Annotated in this window: 18 protein-coding genes and 1 riboswitch; of the genes, 9 read left to right on the plus strand and 9 right to left on the minus strand. The window is 36.7% G+C overall.

What is annotated here, in order from left to right; all coding sequences use genetic code 11:
* The first annotated feature begins 3 nt into the window (after positions 1–3).
* Complete coding sequence (locus MHB74_RS23485) at positions 4–183, plus strand: hypothetical protein (RefSeq protein WP_061676769.1); 180 nt, start codon at positions 4–6, stop codon at positions 181–183.
* A 41-nt stretch (positions 184–224) separates the two neighbouring features.
* Here the strand turns inward: MHB74_RS23485 and metK are convergent, their stop codons facing one another.
* Positions 225–1,424 carry a methionine adenosyltransferase gene (gene metK, locus MHB74_RS23490; protein WP_000163118.1) on the minus strand — a complete coding sequence of 400 codons (1,200 nt, stop codon included), beginning with the start codon at positions 1,422–1,424 and terminating at the stop codon, positions 225–227.
* A gap of 169 nt (positions 1,425–1,593) precedes the next feature.
* A riboswitch (SAM riboswitch) is annotated at positions 1,594–1,715 on the minus strand.
* 228 nt (positions 1,716–1,943) lie between these two features.
* On the opposite strand from metK, the gene pckA reads away from it, so the two are divergent.
* Both pckA and MHB74_RS23500 read left to right on the plus strand, forming a co-directional pair.
* Complete coding sequence (pckA, locus tag MHB74_RS23495) at positions 1,944–3,530, plus strand: phosphoenolpyruvate carboxykinase (ATP) (protein ID WP_061676768.1); 1,587 nt, start codon at positions 1,944–1,946, stop codon at positions 3,528–3,530.
* A gap of 266 nt (positions 3,531–3,796) precedes the next feature.
* Positions 3,797–3,994 carry a hypothetical protein gene (locus MHB74_RS23500; RefSeq protein WP_061676767.1) on the plus strand — a complete coding sequence of 66 codons (198 nt, stop codon included), beginning with the start codon at positions 3,797–3,799 and terminating at the stop codon, positions 3,992–3,994.
* A 257-nt stretch (positions 3,995–4,251) separates the two neighbouring features.
* Here the strand turns inward: MHB74_RS23500 and MHB74_RS23505 are convergent, their stop codons facing one another.
* The gene (locus tag MHB74_RS23505) at positions 4,252–4,635 is read right to left on the minus strand and encodes an ATP synthase subunit I (RefSeq protein ID WP_000624932.1); all 384 of its coding nucleotides are present in this window, start codon (positions 4,633–4,635) and stop codon (positions 4,252–4,254) included.
* 445 nt (positions 4,636–5,080) lie between these two features.
* On the opposite strand from MHB74_RS23505, the gene MHB74_RS23510 reads away from it, so the two are divergent.
* Entirely contained in the window at positions 5,081–5,302 is a 222-nt protein-coding gene (locus MHB74_RS23510) for a hypothetical protein (protein WP_000639043.1), read from the plus strand.
* Positions 5,303–5,330: 28 nt separating this feature from the next.
* On the opposite strand, the gene MHB74_RS23515 is transcribed toward MHB74_RS23510, so the two are convergent.
* Together MHB74_RS23515 and MHB74_RS23520 are read right to left on the minus strand one after the other, a co-directional pair.
* Positions 5,331–6,236, minus strand: coding sequence for a DMT family transporter (locus MHB74_RS23515; RefSeq protein WP_061676766.1), 906 nt, complete (start codon positions 6,234–6,236; stop codon positions 5,331–5,333).
* A gap of 226 nt (positions 6,237–6,462) precedes the next feature.
* Complete coding sequence (locus MHB74_RS23520; protein WP_000289561.1) at positions 6,463–6,786, minus strand: iron-sulfur cluster biosynthesis family protein; 324 nt, start codon at positions 6,784–6,786, stop codon at positions 6,463–6,465.
* A 120-nt stretch (positions 6,787–6,906) separates the two neighbouring features.
* On the opposite strand from MHB74_RS23520, the gene MHB74_RS23525 reads away from it, so the two are divergent.
* Together MHB74_RS23525 and MHB74_RS23530 are read left to right on the plus strand one after the other, a co-directional pair.
* The gene (locus MHB74_RS23525) at positions 6,907–7,080 is read left to right on the plus strand and encodes a hypothetical protein (RefSeq protein WP_080467724.1); all 174 of its coding nucleotides are present in this window, start codon (positions 6,907–6,909) and stop codon (positions 7,078–7,080) included.
* A 181-nt stretch (positions 7,081–7,261) separates the two neighbouring features.
* On the plus strand, positions 7,262–8,404 hold the full coding sequence (locus MHB74_RS23530) for a collagen-like protein (RefSeq protein ID WP_061676765.1): 1,143 nt from the start codon (positions 7,262–7,264) through the stop codon (positions 8,402–8,404).
* 77 nt (positions 8,405–8,481) lie between these two features.
* Here the strand turns inward: MHB74_RS23530 and MHB74_RS23535 are convergent, their stop codons facing one another.
* Together MHB74_RS23535 and MHB74_RS23540 are read right to left on the minus strand one after the other, a co-directional pair.
* Positions 8,482–9,702: an ATP-binding protein gene (locus tag MHB74_RS23535; RefSeq protein ID WP_061676764.1), complete on the minus strand. Its 1,221-nt coding sequence runs from the start codon at positions 9,700–9,702 to the stop codon at positions 8,482–8,484.
* Positions 9,699–10,955 carry an ATP-binding protein gene (locus MHB74_RS23540; RefSeq protein ID WP_061676763.1) on the minus strand — a complete coding sequence of 419 codons (1,257 nt, stop codon included), beginning with the start codon at positions 10,953–10,955 and terminating at the stop codon, positions 9,699–9,701. The genes MHB74_RS23535 and MHB74_RS23540 overlap by 4 nt, the downstream gene beginning before the upstream one ends.
* A 186-nt stretch (positions 10,956–11,141) precedes the next feature.
* Here MHB74_RS23540 and MHB74_RS23545 point away from each other — a divergent pair, with 186 nt between their 5' ends.
* Both MHB74_RS23545 and MHB74_RS23550 read left to right on the plus strand, forming a co-directional pair.
* The gene (locus tag MHB74_RS23545) at positions 11,142–13,172 is read left to right on the plus strand and encodes a catalase (RefSeq protein WP_061676762.1); all 2,031 of its coding nucleotides are present in this window, start codon (positions 11,142–11,144) and stop codon (positions 13,170–13,172) included.
* 16 nt (positions 13,173–13,188) lie between these two features.
* Complete coding sequence (locus MHB74_RS23550) at positions 13,189–13,998, plus strand: alpha/beta fold hydrolase (RefSeq protein WP_061676761.1); 810 nt, start codon at positions 13,189–13,191, stop codon at positions 13,996–13,998.
* A gap of 231 nt (positions 13,999–14,229) precedes the next feature.
* Here the strand turns inward: MHB74_RS23550 and MHB74_RS23555 are convergent, their stop codons facing one another.
* The 3 genes from MHB74_RS23555 to MHB74_RS23565 all read right to left on the minus strand — a co-directional run bounded on the left by MHB74_RS23555 (position 14,230) and on the right by MHB74_RS23565 (position 17,338).
* Positions 14,230–16,374 (minus strand): LTA synthase family protein, encoded by a 2,145-nt coding sequence (locus tag MHB74_RS23555; protein WP_061676760.1) that lies wholly within the window; start codon positions 16,372–16,374, stop codon positions 14,230–14,232.
* A 425-nt stretch (positions 16,375–16,799) separates the two neighbouring features.
* Positions 16,800–17,030, minus strand: coding sequence for a hypothetical protein (locus tag MHB74_RS23560; protein ID WP_061680460.1), 231 nt, complete (start codon positions 17,028–17,030; stop codon positions 16,800–16,802).
* Between the two features lie 11 nt (positions 17,031–17,041).
* Positions 17,042–17,338, minus strand: coding sequence for a DUF3986 family protein (locus MHB74_RS23565; RefSeq protein WP_000455571.1), 297 nt, complete (start codon positions 17,336–17,338; stop codon positions 17,042–17,044).
* A gap of 120 nt (positions 17,339–17,458) precedes the next feature.
* On the opposite strand from MHB74_RS23565, the gene MHB74_RS23570 reads away from it, so the two are divergent.
* Positions 17,459–18,466 carry an ABC transporter substrate-binding protein gene (locus MHB74_RS23570; RefSeq protein WP_061680461.1) on the plus strand — a complete coding sequence of 336 codons (1,008 nt, stop codon included), beginning with the start codon at positions 17,459–17,461 and terminating at the stop codon, positions 18,464–18,466.
* Positions 18,467–18,469: the final 3 nt, after the last annotated feature.

Below are 18,469 nucleotides of genomic sequence, written 5' to 3' on the forward strand. Positions count from 1 at the left end.
CATATGTTCCAAAAGAAACCAACCCTTTGCAAATCATGTGAAACAGAAATCCAAACGTATGAAAAAGCATGGATTCATATGCCCTTTCCGACAAGTGGCATGACGAATATGAAAAAGTATATTGAGCTAGACGGCGAAGTGTATTGTAGCTCATGCATTCAGATTGTAAGTAAAACAAAATAAAAAAAGCTTTGCGCTCACCGCGCAAAGCTTTTTTTCATATATTATAGACCAGCTTGCTCTTTTAAAGCTGCAGCTTTGTCTGTACGTTCCCATGTTAGATCTACATCAGTACGTCCGAAGTGGCCGTAAGCTGCTGTTTGTTTGTAAATTGGGCGACGTAAGTCTAGCATTTTAATAATACCAGCTGGGCGAAGATCGAAGTTGTTACGAACTAGTTCTACTAGTACGTCTTCAGATACTTTACCAGTGCCGAATGTATCAACTGAAATTGATACTGGTTGTGCTACACCGATTGCGTATGCAAGTTGTACTTCTGCTTTGTCAGCAAGACCAGCTGCTACGATGTTTTTCGCAACATAACGAGCTGCATATGCTGCAGAACGGTCAACTTTTGTTGCATCTTTACCAGAGAATGCACCGCCACCGTGGCGAGCGTATCCACCGTAAGTATCAACGATGATTTTACGTCCTGTTAAACCAGCATCACCTTGTGGTCCACCAATTACGAAGCGACCAGTTGGGTTAATGAAGAATTTCGTTTCTCCATCCATTAATTCTGCTGGAACTACAGCTTTAATTACATGCTCTTTTAAATCGCGATCGATTTCTTCCCATGTAACATCTGGATGATGCTGTGTAGAAATTACGATTGTATCTACACGTACAGGTTTACCATTTTCATCATACTCAACTGTAACTTGCGTTTTTCCATCCGGACGTAAGTATGATAATGTGTCATCTTTACGTACTTCAGTTAAACGGCGAGCTAATTTGTGAGCAAGCGAGATTGGAAGTGGCATTAATTCTTGTGTTTCATTACATGCGAAGCCAAACATTAAACCTTGGTCTCCTGCACCAATTGCCTCAATCTCAGCGTCAGTCATTTGACCTTCGCGTGCTTCTAGCGCTTGGTCAACACCCATAGCGATGTCAGCAGATTGCTCATCGATAGATGTTAAAACTGCACAAGTTTCTGCATCGAATCCGTATTTTGCGCGTGTGTAACCAATGCCTTGAATTGTTTCACGAACGATTTTTGGAATATCTACGTAAGTAGAAGTCGTAATTTCCCCCGCTACCAATACTAAACCAGTTGTTACAGTTGTTTCACAAGCTACACGTGCATTAGCGTCCTTTGATAAGATCGCATCTAAAATTGAATCAGAAATTTGGTCACAAATTTTATCTGGATGTCCTTCAGTTACAGACTCAGATGTGAACAGATGACGTTTTTTTGTCATGTGGTAAACCTCCCTACAGTAATTGTATATATTGTACGGAACTCATCCTTAATTTGCCACAAACTGCGACATACATTTATTCTCCCACACAAGCATACAGAAAAACCTTTCCTACTTTACATAGAGGAAAGGTTTAATTTGCTACTTGCATACTGCTTTTTGCCCTTTGCTCTTATCGTTCGAGACCGTTAGCCTCGCACAGGTTTTAGCACCTATTCACCTGTATTTACCACTACAAGTGAGGTTGCTGGGCTTCATCGGGCCTGTCCCTCCGCCAGCTCGGGATAAGAGAGTATCCGTCCCAACCTATACTAAAGAAATGATATTCATTTGTCAATTAATATTCACATTTTCCTGAAAGTTTTTCTCAATACGCCTGGAATGAAATATTAATAAGGAAATAATGCATTCACACAAACAAAAAGAAATAAATAGTATACATTATTTATATAATTGTGTTATACTCTTGTTGGGGATTACGAGAAATATTTCATTAAATGAAAAGGATGGTATATAAATATGAGTACTGTGAATGTCCAAATTGGTTTACACGAATTATTGAACGGAAGCAATGCACAGATTCAACTAAGTGTTCCGCAATTAGTGGAAAAAGTATTAATGCGAAATGAAGGGAAATTAACTTCTACTGGTGCCGTTTCTGCTTCAACAGGAAAATATACAGGACGTTCTCCTAAAGATAAATTTATTGTGAAAGAAGCATCGGTTGCTGACAAAATTGCTTGGGGAGCAGTGAATCAACCGATTTCTGAAGAACATTTTAATAAATTATATACTAAAGTTTTAGAATACTTAAAAGAAAAAGAAGAGTTATTCATCTTCAATGGATTTGCAGGCGCTGACCGCAATTACCGCCTACCAATTCAAGTTATTAACGAATATGCATGGCACAATTTATTTGTACATCAATTATTCATTCGTCCAACTGAAGAAGAATTAACAACTCATGAATCAGAGTTCACAATTGTTTCTGCACCGAATTTCAAAGCTGATCCAGCTGTTGACGGTACAAACTCTGAAGCATTCATTATGGTTTCATTCGAAAAACGTATCGTACTAATTGGTGGTACAGAATACGCTGGAGAAATGAAAAAATCAATCTTCTCTATTATGAACTTCTTACTACCTGAACAAGATATTCTTTCTATGCATTGCTCTGCAAACGTAGGTGAAGAAGGCGACGTAGCACTATTCTTCGGTTTATCTGGAACGGGTAAAACAACATTATCTGCTGATCCAAACCGTAAATTAATCGGTGATGATGAGCATGGCTGGTCTGATAACGGTGTATTCAATATTGAAGGCGGTTGCTACGCAAAATGTGTAAACCTTTCTCACGAGAAAGAACCACAAATTTTCGATGCAATCAAATTTGGATCTGTTTTAGAAAACGTTATCATTAATGACCAAACGCGTATCGCAGACTACAACGATACTACTTTAACAGAAAATACTCGTGCTGCATACCCTATGCATGCGATCGACAATATCGTACTGCCAAGTGTTGCTGGACACCCAAATACAATCATTTTCTTAACTGCTGATGCATCTGGCGTATTGCCTCCAATCAGCAAGTTATCAAAAGAACAAGCTATGTATCATTTCTTAAGTGGTTACACTAGTAAACTAGCAGGAACAGAGCGCGGCGTTACATCACCGCAAGCAACATTCTCAACTTGCTTCGGTTCACCATTCTTACCACTTGATGCATCTCGCTATGCTGAAATGCTTGGTGAAAAAATCGAGAAACACGATGCGAAAGTATTCTTAGTAAACACTGGCTGGACTGGTGGCGAATACGGCGTTGGTAAACGTATGAACTTAGGTTACACTCGTGCAATGATTCAAGCAGCATTAAGCGGCGAACTTGCGAAAACAGAAACAGCTAAACATGACATCTTCGGCCTTGAAGTTCCACTTCACGTACCAGGTGTACCTGACGAAGTGTTAATGCCTGAACAAACTTGGGCTGATAAAGCTGCTTACAAAGCAAAAGCGATCGAGCTTGCGAGCGAATTCAAAGAGAACTTCAAAAAGTTCGACAGCGTTTCTGAAAATATTATTAACTTAGGCGGTCCAATCGCTTAAGTACAAACTTTCTGTTGGAATAACCCTTTTACTCATATGAATAAGTGTCGTGTAACCGTAAAGTTCCGCGTACTCACCGACAAAACCCAATGCGGCTTAACGGTTATACACACTTACATAAAAAAGAAGCTTACGTTTTTTACGTAAGCTTCTTTCTTTATATTCTCTATTCATCTGTGACTTAGTTCATAAAATTACAGAAAATTCATTTTATATTTTTTTGTTTTTTATGATAAAATTTACATATACAGGAAAGGAGGAGTACTATGAAAAACTTTTCTCGTACAGGAAAAATTTTATTCAGTTATGGAGCGATCCAAATGTTTTGGGGACTTGTGATGCTTAACGTTACTTTATTTGAGCATACAAGTGAAACGATAAAATATATTATTCTAATTACCGGAATAGTTTGTTGTATTATATCCACCTTTTTTAAAGAACATAAGAGTGATGCTAATAAGTAACTTCATGTTAACTCATTGGAAGCAGAAACATGTATTTTATGCAAAGTTTCGCTTCCGTTGTAACTATCCATCACTGAATCACTTATCCCAGAGTAAGCCCATTTCCACACAGACAATCCACAGCTTCGTACTTATAAATTATATCCCTACTCACTACATCCCTCTGGTTTCACACCGCATGGGGCTAAAATAGGCCCTAACCGCTTCTATCCGTGGCTGGATCATCTATTCCATCAAAAAAGAGGTCTTTTATCTTTTTAACTCTTCGTTAATTCTTCCTCGTCTTTCATACTATAGTAGCCTAAATTCACAACGATTAAGAAATAGCCACCCAGAATCCCTACTGCAAATGCCCACATAACCATGTGGTGCTCAATTTCGTACATAATAATAGCACCTAAAATAGCAGCTGCAAAACGATTAAACATACCGAGCGTCGGTGCTTTCGTTTTCTTTACGATACTATCCCCAAGCTTCTCAATTCGTCTCCCTAAAAGCCAAACGCAATACATACTTACAATCAGTCCAATTCCTGCACCTAGAAAATGAGCTGAAAACGGCGTTAACATCCAGCCTAATAAAAGAAAACCTAGTAAATAATATGATTGAATTTTAAATGATCTTAATGACATACTAATCATGCTGTTCTCCTCTTCAGTAATTTTTACCCCGCATTAACGGGCAGTACGACCCTCACCTCAAAATTCAGCGAAAGCAAAGAAGTTAAGTGGAGGCTCAACTGCCCGTAAAAGCCCGATTGGTTCAACTAATAATCAGTGGGGGATGAATAAATCCCCCCACTGATTAAAGTTTCACTTTATCTATCCAACAAAAGCTGTATAACTCAGTTCTTTCGAGTTCATACTACTTAAAATTCATTTCACTCAAATTAAAAACAACATAAACAGTTTGTTTATGTTGTTTTTAATGTTTTCAGGAAATAATATTATACAAGATTTCAAACATCATATTCTCATAATTTGTGACGTTTTTCCAAACATTTTTCGTCCATTTATGAAAAAAATGATATCAATCTATGAACATACGGATATGATGTAATAAGCACACAAATAAAGGGGGCGTCTAATGATTTATTTTTTAATGGCTCTCATTCACCTCATTATCCCTGCACTTATTGGACTTTCATTGTATTGGTACACGAAAAATCACAGTATTTTTTACGCTGTCCTCGGTGTTCTTCTTCCAGGTATTATTCTTATCACACTCTTCCGTATTCCATTTTTAAACTTAATTCCTCTTATTACTGCTATCTTATTTCTCGTCTTCTTACCAAAAATAAAAAAATAGGAAAGCAGATCATAGGTGATCTGTTTTCCTATTTTGATATAGGTTCTCCCGCAGCAACATGAACTTTTACTTTCTCCGATTTCACAAACCATAGACCGAAGAAAATAATAATACCACCGATTATTTGTTGAAACGATACATATTCATTTGCCCATACAGCTGCAAATAAAACAGCTACAAGCGGCGTTATATACATATATACCATCGTATGTGACGCGCCAATTTTTTGAATACCAACATACCACATTACTAAACCAAATACTGTTACAAAGAAAATAGAATATAGTAAAGCAAATAGTGTCATTCCGTGTGTAATGTGAAATGGCATTATAAATACCTGTGGTCCACTTAACAATAAAAGCGGAATCGCGCCAACTAATGCTGACCATGCGGTAACACGTAGTGCTGAATATTTTTTAATTAATGGACCTGCTAAAACAGGATACAGTCCCCAGCATATTGATGTAATAAGTCCAATTCCATTCCCGTAAAAAGAACTAGTAAGTGAATGCCCTGCTACTAAAACTAATGCGGCACCACCAAAGGCAATAATAGAACCGATGAGCTTTCGAGAAGAAAACTTTTCTTGTTTCAAAAAGATCGCAAATACAGTTGTAAAAATAGGTGAAATAGAAATGAGTAAAGAGGCATTTGTAGCGGACGTATATTTGACAGTTTCCATAAATAATGTTTGATACAGTACAATACCTACAACGCTAACGATGATTAATCTAGGTATATCCTTTCGTTCCATGTAAACCGACTTTTCAATAAAAAAGGTAAGGAGTAACATAAGCGGTGCCGCCGATATCATCCGAAGTGCAGTAAACTCAATTGCTGTAAATTCTAAAAGCCCATATTTCGCAATCGTAAAATTTATCCCCCAAATAATAACGACTGTTAAAATTAAAAACTCAATCCCCCATCTTCTCATGTGTATCCCCTCCGCAAATAAGATTATACAGAAAATTCAATCACATGTACATTTCATTATGTGAAAAAATCTTTGTATTGTCTGGAGTGAACCCGAATAGTGGTACATGAAATTATATCGGCGATTTTTTAAATATATCGACTTATCAACAAAAAACGACAATAATAGCGACTCCTACAATAAAAAAGGTGGTTCCAAAACACATTTTGGAACCACCTTTCCTTTACTACACTCGAACGTGTAACTTCATATTCGGATTATAAAATTGACTTGGACTCTTCAGCTGAAAAGTGCCTCCACCTTCATGCCAATCAACTGTTAACTTATCATCCATAAATACAAGCTTTGTACGATCTGCAATAAAATTCATTGCGCTAGATTCGATATCCACATCGCGCTCATCTTTTTCTGCTACAGCTACTAAATCGATAATTCCGCTCATGACACAACCGCAACCTTCATTATCGTAAAATAACTTTATATATTTCGCTTCATTTGGAATCGTATCCATAATCTTTTTATATGCTGCTTCTGTTACAGTAACGTACATATGTTAATGCTCATCCTCTCTCGTATCATTCATATATTGTACCACTATTTTTCTAAAACATTGTATACAGAAAATTAAGAATAATATACAATATATGTCATAAAGGAGGTTGTATCACTTATGTTCAAATTACTGCGATACCCCATCTTCTTAGGTCTACTCGGTAGCTTTTTTACTTCTAGCGGAATGGTATTACAACATATACTTCCCTACTCTCCTTCTATTGGCTGGATTTCAGGTTTTATTTGTTTCCTATCCGCTTCCTATTTTGCGATGAAAAATAAGAAAAATTAACAAGGCTGGAATTCTTTTAAGCAGGAGAAACAAACATGTCACTCATCGCTAGAATTCTCCCCCATTTTTGAAATCTAGACATACAATACGATCGACCACACAAAAATATAGAATTCATAATATATATATAGTAGTTCTATTTTTAAAAATAGATTTTCAAAATATAGAAAGGAGAGCGTACATGTACCCACGTAATTGTTTTAGTTGCGACGGCAGACGTAACAGTGGTTCTAACGGAAACACTGGGCCTACGGGCAGTATTGGGCCCACTGGTAGCACTGGAGCTACTGGACCCACTGGAGCTACCGGACCTTCGGGGAGTGCTGGATCTACCGGGGCTGGTTTACAAAGTACTACCGCCTTTAGTCTAGCAGCCGCTCCCACCTATAAAACAGGACAAGTTGTCACTTATACGAGCAGCGGCTATGTTGTAAAAAAAGATGCACCTCAAGGGTTTCCGAATATATCTCCAGATTATATCGTATTGGTAGAAAGTGGACCTACGGGTAGTACTGGACCTTCGGGGAATACTGGAGCTACTGGCATCACTGGACTTTCGGGGAGCACTGGACCTTCCGGGAATACTGGAGCTACTGGCATCACTGGACCCACTGGCATTACCGGACCTTCCGGCACTACTGGACCCACTGGCGTTACCGGATCTTCCGGCATCACTGGACCTTCGGGGAGCACTGGGCCTACTGGGAATACCGGACCTTCCGGCATCACCGGACCTTCGGGGAGCACTGGGCCTACTGGGAATACCGGACCTTCCGGGAATACTGGAGCTACTGGCATCACTGGGCCTTCCGGGAACACTGGACCTTCTGGAACTGCCGGTAGTGCATCAGCAAAAAGTATTGTTTTTCAAGGAACAAATGCTGGTTTTCAACGTATAGCGGGTTCTCCTGGAATTGACTCCAATGTTATTCCATATGTCACTGCCGGAACCGGTAGTATCGTTGGATTTGCTGCGTCTATAAATGTAAATAACTTACCTGCTGCTGTTTATACGATTGATATTTGCAGGAATGTCCCTACAAACCTCACTGCCCCTACTGCTAGTTACATCCTATCTACCATTACCTTAACTACTACTGACAAGATTACCGGAACTATAGTGTTTTCAATTAAACCGACGGATACTGGATCAGGACAAATTCAAGTGTTTAATCCCACTCCAGCGGTAGGTCCCGCTACTGTAACTTGGACTAGCGTTACAACTGGAAACCCCGTCTCGAGAGGAGATGCTATCTCCCTTTATATTAACCCTGGAATTACTGCCAGTGCTGTATATTCTATTTTTCTAATCAATGATATATAGTTCCCTCTTAAAAGTAGTTTATTTAACAAAAGGAAGATCACTCTCAAATAAGTGATCTCCCTTTTAAAAATAGTTTTTCATGATATCGGCAACATAACCTTCACTGTCGTTCCAACCCCAACTTCACTTTCAAAACTCATTTTACCGTTGTGGTCTTTAATAATTTTTTCTGTAACTACTAAACCTAAACCTGTTCCTGTTTCTTTCGTTGTGTAAAAAGCTTCATTTAGCTTCGGAATTTTGTCTTTTGGAATGCCGCAACCCTCATCCTTAACTTGAACAATGATTGCATCTTCTACAGTCACCTTAATCGTAATCGTTCCACCAACTGACATTGCTTCAATCGCATTTTTAATTAAGTTAAAAAATACTTGCTTTAATCGTTTTTCATCGCATGTAATCGATGGTATGTCTTTACTATAAATACCTTGTATGTGCACTCCTTGCTTTAAAGCAGGCTTCCCCATAACTCGAATAACATAAGCGATAATTTCTTCTATATTATGAACTTCTGATTCTAGTGATTTAGATTTCTCAAATCCACTAAGTTCTGTAGCGATTGTATGAATTCGTTCTACTTCTTGTTTCATAATATCACTATATATTTTATCCTCAGGATATTTATTCGCTTGCTTATTCACAAATTTATCTAAATTCGCTAGAGGTCCTCTAATTTTGTAGCCAATAACTGTTGCCATTTTCCCAACAGTTGCTAGTTTTTCTGTTTGTTCTATTTCTTTATCCATCATCTCAAGCGTACGAACGTAAGATTGAAACCTTAAAAACATAATCCAACATATGATAGTAAATACGCTATATAATGCCATCGGGATTAAAACGAGTGACGATTGAATCATGATTCCTATAAGAGCATATTTCCCAACAAGTATACTCGGAACTAACCAAAAATATCTTTTATTCACAAAGAGTGGGGCAAATAAAATAAAAAATCCTTCTACTATATTCCCACCATCAAACTCAGCATCACTACCGTAGTAAATCATAAAATTATGGATAAAATCTAATAGATTATATCCAATTAGAATAATATATTTTACTGCAAATGGGTTTCTCCATTTCATAAAGTATATTCCAGTGCAAAATAAGATTACCATCAGAAAATAAAGCCATAACCCTAAACCATCTTCTAATTGTCCTACGCCCTCTTGCTCTCCTCCTATTAAAGGTACAATAAATTCGTAGGCAAGATCGTATACAAAAAATATAATAAAAAATAAACTTAAAAATATTTTCAGTGCCTTCATTTCTTCATTTTTAAATATATCGTCTTTATTCATATGGTAACTCCTAGCTTTTCTCCCTCTTGGATTTCATTATTTCCACGTTGCTTCGGGAGCATAATATCTATTCTAGTTCCAATATCTCTTTCACTTGAAATATGTAATTCACCAAGATGCTGCTCAGTAACAAGCCGATTCGCTACCGTAAGGCCTAGGCCAATTTTATCTTGTTTCGTTGTATAAAAGGCCTCTTTCACACGAGCTAAATTTTCTTTCTTAATACCGTAACCATTATCAATTACACTTAGCATTACATAATCTCGTCCTTTATTTTCTAACCGTAACTCTAATGTGCCACCTTGCTCCATCGCCTCCAGAGCATTTTTTATGACATATAGAAAGACTCCTCTTATTTTCCGCTCATCACATTCAACTTCTATCGTCTTTTCTTCCACATTAGAAATAAGCTGAACGCTAGATTCATTCATTTTTTCACGAACAATTGTTACTGCTTGTAATGCAATTTCACCTATATTATGTTTCTTATAAACAGAAGGTTTACATGTAGCAACTTCCATTAACTCACTTATCATATTATTCATATTTTCTATTTCAAAAATCATCTGTTTGTAAATATGATCCGCCCCATGCTTCTCTCGTTGTAATTGCGTAAACCCTTTTAATGAAGCAAGTGGATTTTTAATTTCATGTCCCACTGTCGCTGCCATTTTTCCAATTACCGCTAATTTTTGTGATTCACTAGCAATCTTAATACTTTCTTTTACCGCTGAAAGGTATTGTATAAATCGATTTAAAATGATGTATGCCGCTATTAATACGAGTGTATACATAATGAGGAACATAAACCCTTTTACTTCTTTTAATACAAATAAATAAATAACATATTTCCCTACAATGGTCGAAAGTACAAACACAAAGTATTTTGTATTTAAAAATATAGGTACAAAGAAGATGAAAATAATTTCTATTATATTTACTCCATCAAATGCCGCCTCATTATAAAGCATATACGAAAGTATATTAACGATTTCTATTCCTATGTATGCAAATAAACATGTATATTTAACAAGGTTCGCTTTCTCTTTTTTTATTAAATATACATTCACACCGAGTATTGCAGTTCCGCAAATAACTTGCCATAGTATACTATGTCCCTTATCCGTTAGCGATTTATTCTCTAATACGATTGCGTAGAAAATTTGGTATGAAACAACCATGACATACAACACCCATAAAAAAATTTTTGCATTCCTTTCTTCTTCTTTATATGATAGAAAACTTCCTTTCACTTCAACACCCCTTCAAAATAATATCTCGAAGAATACCATTTATTATAATAAATGATTTTCATAGACAAACAAAGATAAATCGAACATTTGAGGAAAATCATCCCAATAAAGCAAAGCATCTTCAGACTATATATATAAGCATAAAAGCTATAAACAATAATACGTATATTATGGGAGGTGTTTTATATGGACGGCAAAAAAAATAAAAAAACAGAACAACTGGAAGCCTTCACCCGTGAAAATGAAGGAAAGAAAATGACGACAAATACAGGTGTTACAATTTCAAATGATGAAAACTCTTTAACCGCTGGCGATCGTGGCCCTACCCTTCTAGAAGATTTCCTGATGCGAGAAAAGCTGGCTCATTTTGACCGTGAACGAATTCCTGAAAGAGTCGTTCACGCACGTGGATACGGCGCACATGGTATATTCGAGCTATATGAATCTTTAGAAGAGCTAACAATGGCCCACTTTTTACAAGACCCTTCAAAAAAAACACCCCTTTTTGTTCGCTTCTCTGAAGTGGCTGGATCAAAAGGTGCGAATGAAACAAATCGAGATGTACGAGGGTTCGCCGTTAAATTTTATACAGAAGAAGGAAATTTTGATTTAGTCGGAAACAATATTCCCATTTTCTTCATTCAAGATGGCATTAAATTCCCTGATCTTATTCACGCCCTTAAACCTGAGCCGCATAATGAAATTCCACAGGGACAAACAGCACATGATACATTTTGGGACTTCATCGCCAATAACCAAGAATCTGCTGCGATGATGATGTGGATTATGTCTGATCGTGCCATTCCAAGAAGCTTTCGAATGATGCAAGGGTTTGGTGTTCATACATTCCGCTTAGTGAATAAAAATGGCAAGTCGCGATTCGTAAAATTTCACTGGAAGCCGAAACTTGGTATTCACTCATTAATTTGGGATGAAGCTCAAAAATTAGGCGGCGCTGATCCAGATTACCATCGTCGTGACTTATGGGAAAATATTAATGCCGGAAATTACCCTGAGTACGAACTTGGCATTCAAATTTTAGAAGAAGAGGATGAATTTAAATACGATTTCGATATATTAGATGCGACGAAAATTTGGCCTGAAGAAGATTTCCCCGTTAAAATCATTGGAAAAATGACATTAAATCGCAACGTCGAGAATGTATTCACTGAAACGGAACAAGTCGCACTTCATCCTGGAAGTATCGTCCGTGGTATTGATTTCACCAATGATCCGCTCTTACAAGGTAGGCTCTTTTCTTATACAGACACTCAATTGGCACGCGTCGGTACCAATTATCAAGAATTGCCGATTAACCGTCCGGTATGCCCATTTCATAACAACCAAAGAGATGGTGCCTCCAAATATATAATTGATAAAGGAAAAGTCGCTTACCATAATAATTCCTTAGCAAATAACACTCCTTACACGGTCCCCGGTACAAAGGGTGGGTTCGTTACATATCCTTCCACTGTATCAGGACATAAAACGAGAGAAACAGCCGCCAGTTTCAAAGATCATTTCTCTCAAGCACGTTTATTTTGGAATAGTATGAGTAACGTCGAAAAGGTTCATATTATGCAAGCCTTCTCCTTTGAATTAGGAAAAGTAAAAAGCAAATCTGTCCGTCAACAAGTCGTAAATATGATTGGACATATTAGCACTGAATTAGCTACGTTAGTCGCTGAAGCGGTTGGAGCAAAAGTCCCAAATATTCAAGAATCGAGCGTTACGAAATCATCGCCAGCACTCAGTATGGCAAATACGACATTTAGTCCTAATACATTACGAGTAGGTGTCATTGTTGCAGATGGATATGACGGACAAAACGCGCAATATATACTAAATCAATTCAAACAAGTTGGGTTGCAGCCAGTGATTGTTTCCGAGCGGTTAGGTATTGTGCAAGGAACGCAAAATGTACGTTGGGACGTGAATGATACTTTTTTAACAGGATCTTCACTTCTTTATGACGGGCTACTTCTTATTGGAGGAAACTTTGATGAAAAGTGTCTTAATAAAGCGACTTCATTTGTCGTAGAATCCTATAATCACTTTAAGCCAATTGGTGCCTTCCAAAATGGATCTACTGTTATTCAATCTTTAAATATTAATGGAAAGCCTGGTGTCTTAGTAGAACAGAACCCTACGCTCCTGGCGAATGAATTTATTAAAGCTATGACAAAACAACGCTTTTGGGATAGAGCATATGAATAGGTTAGGAGGATAATTTATGTTTGTTACCGTCGAGAAGGATGTGCATATTTTTGTGCAAGACGTAAATCCCGGACCCGGTAGTAAAACTGTGTTCTTCGTCCATGGCTGGCCTTTAAATCATCAAATGTACCAATATCAACTCAATGTGTTACCACAGCACGGTTTCCGCTGCATTGCTATGGATATACGCGGAAACGGGCAATCTGATAAACCATGGACCGGTTACACATACGATCGTTTAGCAGACGATATCGCCATCGTTCTAGAAGCGCTTCAAGTAGAAAATGCTACATTAGTCGGTTTTTCCGTAGGTGGCGCCCTTTCTATTCGGTACATGTCCCGCTATAATGGTCATCGCATTTCTAAACTTGTATTAGTCGATGCTGTTTCCCCCTCTTTCGTTAAAAATCAAGAATCCCCCTACGGTGTCCCAAAAGAACAAGCAGATACCCTCATTAATCAAATGTATGCCAATATGCCTAAATTTTTAAATGATGTATCTTTATCATTTTTTAATAGAAACTTAGGATCTGCTACGTTAGAATGGTTTTCTTATCTCGGTATGCAGTCTGCTTCCTACGCTCTCATCAAAATATTGCAAGCAGCCGCACATGAAGATGTAACGAAAGATCTAAATAAAATTAACGTCCCAACAAAAATATTCCACGGTGTTCACGATCAATTGATCCCTTACAAAAGCGCTGAACTCACACAAAAGCGGATTAAAAATTCTCAGTTACATCCTCTTACAAATAGCGGTCACGGCTCTCCAATCGATCAAGCGGATGAATTAAACGAAGAACTCATAAAGTTTTTGCATTCATAAATGTATCCATATGTAAAAAAATTAAAAATCAATGATGTATTTTACACATATGAATGGAGTTTTGATAAGAACTAAAATTCACATATTTCTCACAAATCTATAAATAAAACGATCACATTTTCATTTATACTAAATGTACAGGTAATACTCCCTAAACCCAGCTTGTCTGGTTACCCCGTTAAATACTATAAAAAAAGAACTTGTATCGTTATACAAGTTCTTTTTGTTTTTCTATTTAAAAAGTATATCTTTACTATACTGCTTTCCAGCAAGTAAATCATATTGAATCATTTTATATTGCTCTAACATTTCTTTTTGTTCCTTTGTTAAATCTGTTATCTCTTCTCCATCTTTATTAACCTTTAACTCATCTCTAAGAACTGGTATTTCTTTATGCATTTCCGATAAAAATTGATAAAATGGTGATTGATTTAATCCTGCATAATCAAAAACAAGACTAGAAAAATAAATCGGACTTACTAAACCTAAATTGTCATTTGGCAAATCGAAATTTGCGTACATTAACAATGGCGTTTCTGACATAAGTAATCTTTCTCTTACTGTCTCTTCATTCTCTATATATCCTGCTTCTTTATAAATAGATTTATTAGTTCCTAACATAGGCAAATGGTCTCCAAAGAAGACTAATAAAGTAGGCCTGTCTAAATCATCAAGCTGCTCAATTAAATATTGCAACGCTTCATCAGACAATCTTACCCCTTCTGTATATGCTTCTAACTCTGCCTTCGATTCCTCTTCTGTTAATCCACTAATTTCTACTTTATTTTCTCCAAACATATTTGGCGTATATGGAAAATGATTTTGCATCGTCACTGCATGAATAAACGTAGGTTGTTTTCTCTTCTTTAATTCATCTATAATTTCTTTACTCATAGATAAATCACTAACATTATCTCCAACTACTTCTGTATTTTTCATCGTGTCTTCTGCATTAAAATTATCGAATCCCAATGTTTTATATACATCATCTCTTTTATAAAACGATCGATTAAAAGCATGAATTGCACTTGCATAATATCCTTGCTTTTTCAATTCACTGGCAATGGATGGAACTTCTTTCTGACTTGGGATAGCTTGTTGATATGGTATAGAACCAGGCATTAAAAGACTCATCGAGTAACTCGTTAATGCTTCAAATTCTGTATTTGCTGTATTTCCTCCAAATGTAGGAGCTATCGTTTGTCCCCCTGGGAAATTCTCTGTATAATGATGTAAATTCGGCACTGGATCTTCGCTAAATGAAAGATTCGCTAATTTTGTCGGATCCCAGAATGCTTCACTCATAATAAATATAATATTCGGCTTCTCTGCCGTTTTTTGCCCTTTTACTTTACCGCCATATTGCTTCTCTATATCCTTTGCAATTTGCTGCATATTTTCTTTTGAGTATTTTTCTGGCTCTTGGATAACTGTCGTATCTAAGTTACTTAAAAACCCTATAACAAAACCATTTCCCTTATAATTTATAACTTGATTCCACGCGCGGATGTCTACCCCAGCTTTTGTAAATATATTATTCATAAAGGTATTAGGGGCGTTACTATATGCATACAACATAAACGCAGATCCACATACTAAAATAATTCTCATAATAATATGCGATTTTATAACTGGAATGTACTTTCTTATATACATAACTACAAAGATAAGTAAAACAATACTAGCTACCATCAGGAACACATTCCAAAAACTGAAATAATCCATGACCATCGGTATAACCGTATCCATATGACCAATCTGTGTGAAATCAGACGGATAGAATGGCTCTCCTCTAAAGATGAGCTTAAAATGGTTCACCATTACAAAAATAAGTAAAACTAAGCTAGTTATCGTTGTACTTAAGAAAACTCTTCCAAGCAAATTATATGCAAAAACGTATACCATATAAATAAATAACAGGCTTAATATATACTGTCCATATTGTAAGTATACCCATGTATTTACTAATAGAAGGCTCATATCCTCCTGCACTAAGATATACATCCAACTCATTGTATGAGCAATTAAAAATAATACGATGTGAACTCGAATAGCTGGCCTAAGCTTGTGACCAATACCTTTATTTAAATGAATCGTGTTTAGTAGTACACCCCACAAAATAATAATGAGTATACTTAGCTGTATTGTTCCATTGAAAAATTCTTTAGTTTTCTCAAATTCGAAAAACCTTAACATAACAAAGAATAGCGTTTCTAAACAGATCGCCCACATTCCACTAAGAATGATAGAAATTAATAGATTCTTTCTCGGTTGCTGAGCCGAAAAACTAAAATGAAATTCATCTCTTCTTCGTCGCTGTGTAAAAACATTAAAACGCAATTGATTCCCTCTTTCCTTTACCCCTTCGTCTCGCATCAACAAACATATTGTCCTATACAAAATACCATATTTGTATCCAGCTAGTCTCCCTATGTGCTTGTAATATACACATGTATCCTTAATTTCCCCTTAAAAATACAATGAAACTTTCATGAGTCCGCTCCATTCAAGATTGAACGGGATGGACCTTCTTCGCTCTATATTCTAGCAGCATAAAGTGAAACTTTAATCAGTGGGGGTTTTCTTCATCCCCCACTGATTATCAGCCCTCACCAATCGGACTTTTATGGGCAGTTAATCCCCCACCTAACTTCTTTGCTTTCGCTGAATTTTGAGGTGGGGGTCTTACTGCCCATTAAAGCGGGATAAATGAACTATGCTTCACAAAATTATTATCATAAGAAAAGAACCTATCAACACTGACAGGTTCTCCTTCATTTTAACAGACATGAGCATATGTATTATAGAAGAGAATACATCCATACTTTCCATATAATACATACAAGTACGATAACTACAAAATCAAAAAGATCTAATCTCGGGCCCTTTTTCATATTCATTTCGAGCCACATATGAACCCATTTCACCTTTGTATATTTTTTGATATTTTTCTTTGCAAATCGGTAAATGAGTACTTGCATAATAAAAAAACCGACTACGAAAATGAATAAGAAAATGAGAAAATCGACCACAAAATTCCTCCCTATTTTTGCAGCGATTTTTCTACTATTTGATTTCTCAAAACCCATTCTTCAAATTGAGCACTTCCAAATTCCCAACTAAGATCACGAGCATGTACAGAAAAAACGTAATGACCAGCATATTCGTCCATAAATCTACCTGTCTCGATTTCATCTTTCTGAAGACCATATGCTCCAAAATTAAAATACACATCCCACACGTCTTCATTCTTCCGCTTATAAGCAATCGATTCCATATCACATTCTGTTCCGAAATAATCAAGATGTAAATGTACGCTATCATCATATTCGTACTCCATTTTATCACCCCTTATATTTGTACTTCTTTATCACCCAAAAAATTCCTGCTATCTACACTCACATATGGGCACTTACCTACATATCATGCTTGTAGAGTGACTTCTAGGAGGTGTCATATAGTGAAAAAATTTATAGCTGTTTTTTGCATCATGTTACTAGCTGTTTTCACATTTGCTGCTTGCAGTAGTAAAAAAGAAAGTACGAAAGAACAAACGCAAAACATTCGCATCGGCGAAGTTACCCACTCTCTCTTCTACGCCCCGTTATATGTTGGGATTGAAAAAGGATTTTTTAAAGATGAAGGATTAAATATTGACCTCCAAACAACAGCTGGCGGAGATAAAACGATGACCGCCTTATTATCTGGCGGAATTGATATTGCTCTCGTCGGTTCTGAAACATCTATTTATATTCATCAACAAGGTGCAAAAGACCCTGTCATTAACTTCGCACAACTTACACAAACAGACGGAACATTTTTAGTTTCGCGTAAAAAATTAGACTCTTTTAATTGGAATGACGTAAAAGGTGTTACGTTTTTAGGACAGCGTAAAGGCGGCATGCCGCAAATGGTTGGAGAATACGTTTTAAAGAAAAATGGCATTGATCCTCACAAAGATACAAACTTAATTCAAAACATCGAATTTGCTAACATTGCAAGTGCCTTTGCATCTGGTACTGGGGAATTTGTACAGCTCTTTGAACCGACTGCAAGTATATTCGAAAAAGAAGGTAAAGGATATATCGTCGCTTCGTTCGGAAATGAATCTGGAACTGTTCCGTATACATCGTTCATGGCAAAAGAAAGCTTCTTAAAGAAAGATAAAGATGCTGCTGAAAAGTTCACACGTGCGCTCTATAAAGCACAACAATGGGTTGATACACATAGTCCAGAAGAGATTGCTGATGCCGTGTCTCCGTTATTTAAAGACACTTCAAAAGACATTACAGTAAAAGTAATTGAACGTTATAAAAAGCAACATTCTTATGCGACAAATCCGCTATTAGATGCTGAAGAATGGAAACAGCTCCAAACGATTATGAAAGAAGCTGGCGAATTACAAAAAGAAGTTCCACATGAAGCGCTCGTCAATACAAAAATTGCCGAAAGCGTTATTAAGAAATAGAGG

The sequence above is a fragment of the Bacillus sp. FSL K6-0069 genome, assembly GCF_038007785.1.
In the GTDB taxonomy this organism is placed as follows: domain Bacteria; phylum Bacillota; class Bacilli; order Bacillales; family Bacillaceae_G; genus Bacillus_A; species Bacillus_A mobilis.

Bases quoted from the DNA above. Each gene is read 5' to 3' on its own strand.
- pckA (WP_061676768.1), top strand. From the start codon at position 1,944: ATGAGTACTGTGAATGTCCAAATTGGTTTACACGAATTATTGAACGGA.
- MHB74_RS23550 (WP_061676761.1), top strand. From the start codon at position 13,189: ATGTTTGTTACCGTCGAGAAGGATGTGCATATTTTTGTGCAAGACGTA.
- MHB74_RS23520 (WP_000289561.1), bottom strand. From the start codon at position 6,786: ATGTACGTTACTGTAACAGAAGCAGCATATAAAAAGATTATGGATACG.
- MHB74_RS23530 (WP_061676765.1), top strand. From the start codon at position 7,262: ATGTACCCACGTAATTGTTTTAGTTGCGACGGCAGACGTAACAGTGGT.
- metK (WP_000163118.1), bottom strand. From the start codon at position 1,424: ATGACAAAAAAACGTCATCTGTTCACATCTGAGTCTGTAACTGAAGGA.
- MHB74_RS23545 (WP_061676762.1), top strand. From the start codon at position 11,142: ATGGACGGCAAAAAAAATAAAAAAACAGAACAACTGGAAGCCTTCACC.
- MHB74_RS23555 (WP_061676760.1), bottom strand. From the start codon at position 16,374: ATGCGAGACGAAGGGGTAAAGGAAAGAGGGAATCAATTGCGTTTTAAT.
- MHB74_RS23485 (WP_061676769.1), top strand. From the start codon at position 4: ATGTTCCAAAAGAAACCAACCCTTTGCAAATCATGTGAAACAGAAATC.
- MHB74_RS23500 (WP_061676767.1), top strand. From the start codon at position 3,797: ATGAAAAACTTTTCTCGTACAGGAAAAATTTTATTCAGTTATGGAGCG.
- MHB74_RS23515 (WP_061676766.1), bottom strand. From the start codon at position 6,236: ATGAGAAGATGGGGGATTGAGTTTTTAATTTTAACAGTCGTTATTATT.
- MHB74_RS23505 (WP_000624932.1), bottom strand. From the start codon at position 4,635: ATGATTAGTATGTCATTAAGATCATTTAAAATTCAATCATATTATTTA.
- MHB74_RS23535 (WP_061676764.1), bottom strand. From the start codon at position 9,702: ATGAATAAAGACGATATATTTAAAAATGAAGAAATGAAGGCACTGAAA.
- MHB74_RS23565 (WP_000455571.1), bottom strand. From the start codon at position 17,338: ATGGAGTACGAATATGATGATAGCGTACATTTACATCTTGATTATTTC.
- MHB74_RS23525 (WP_080467724.1), top strand. From the start codon at position 6,907: ATGTTCAAATTACTGCGATACCCCATCTTCTTAGGTCTACTCGGTAGC.
- MHB74_RS23510 (WP_000639043.1), top strand. From the start codon at position 5,081: ATGATTTATTTTTTAATGGCTCTCATTCACCTCATTATCCCTGCACTT.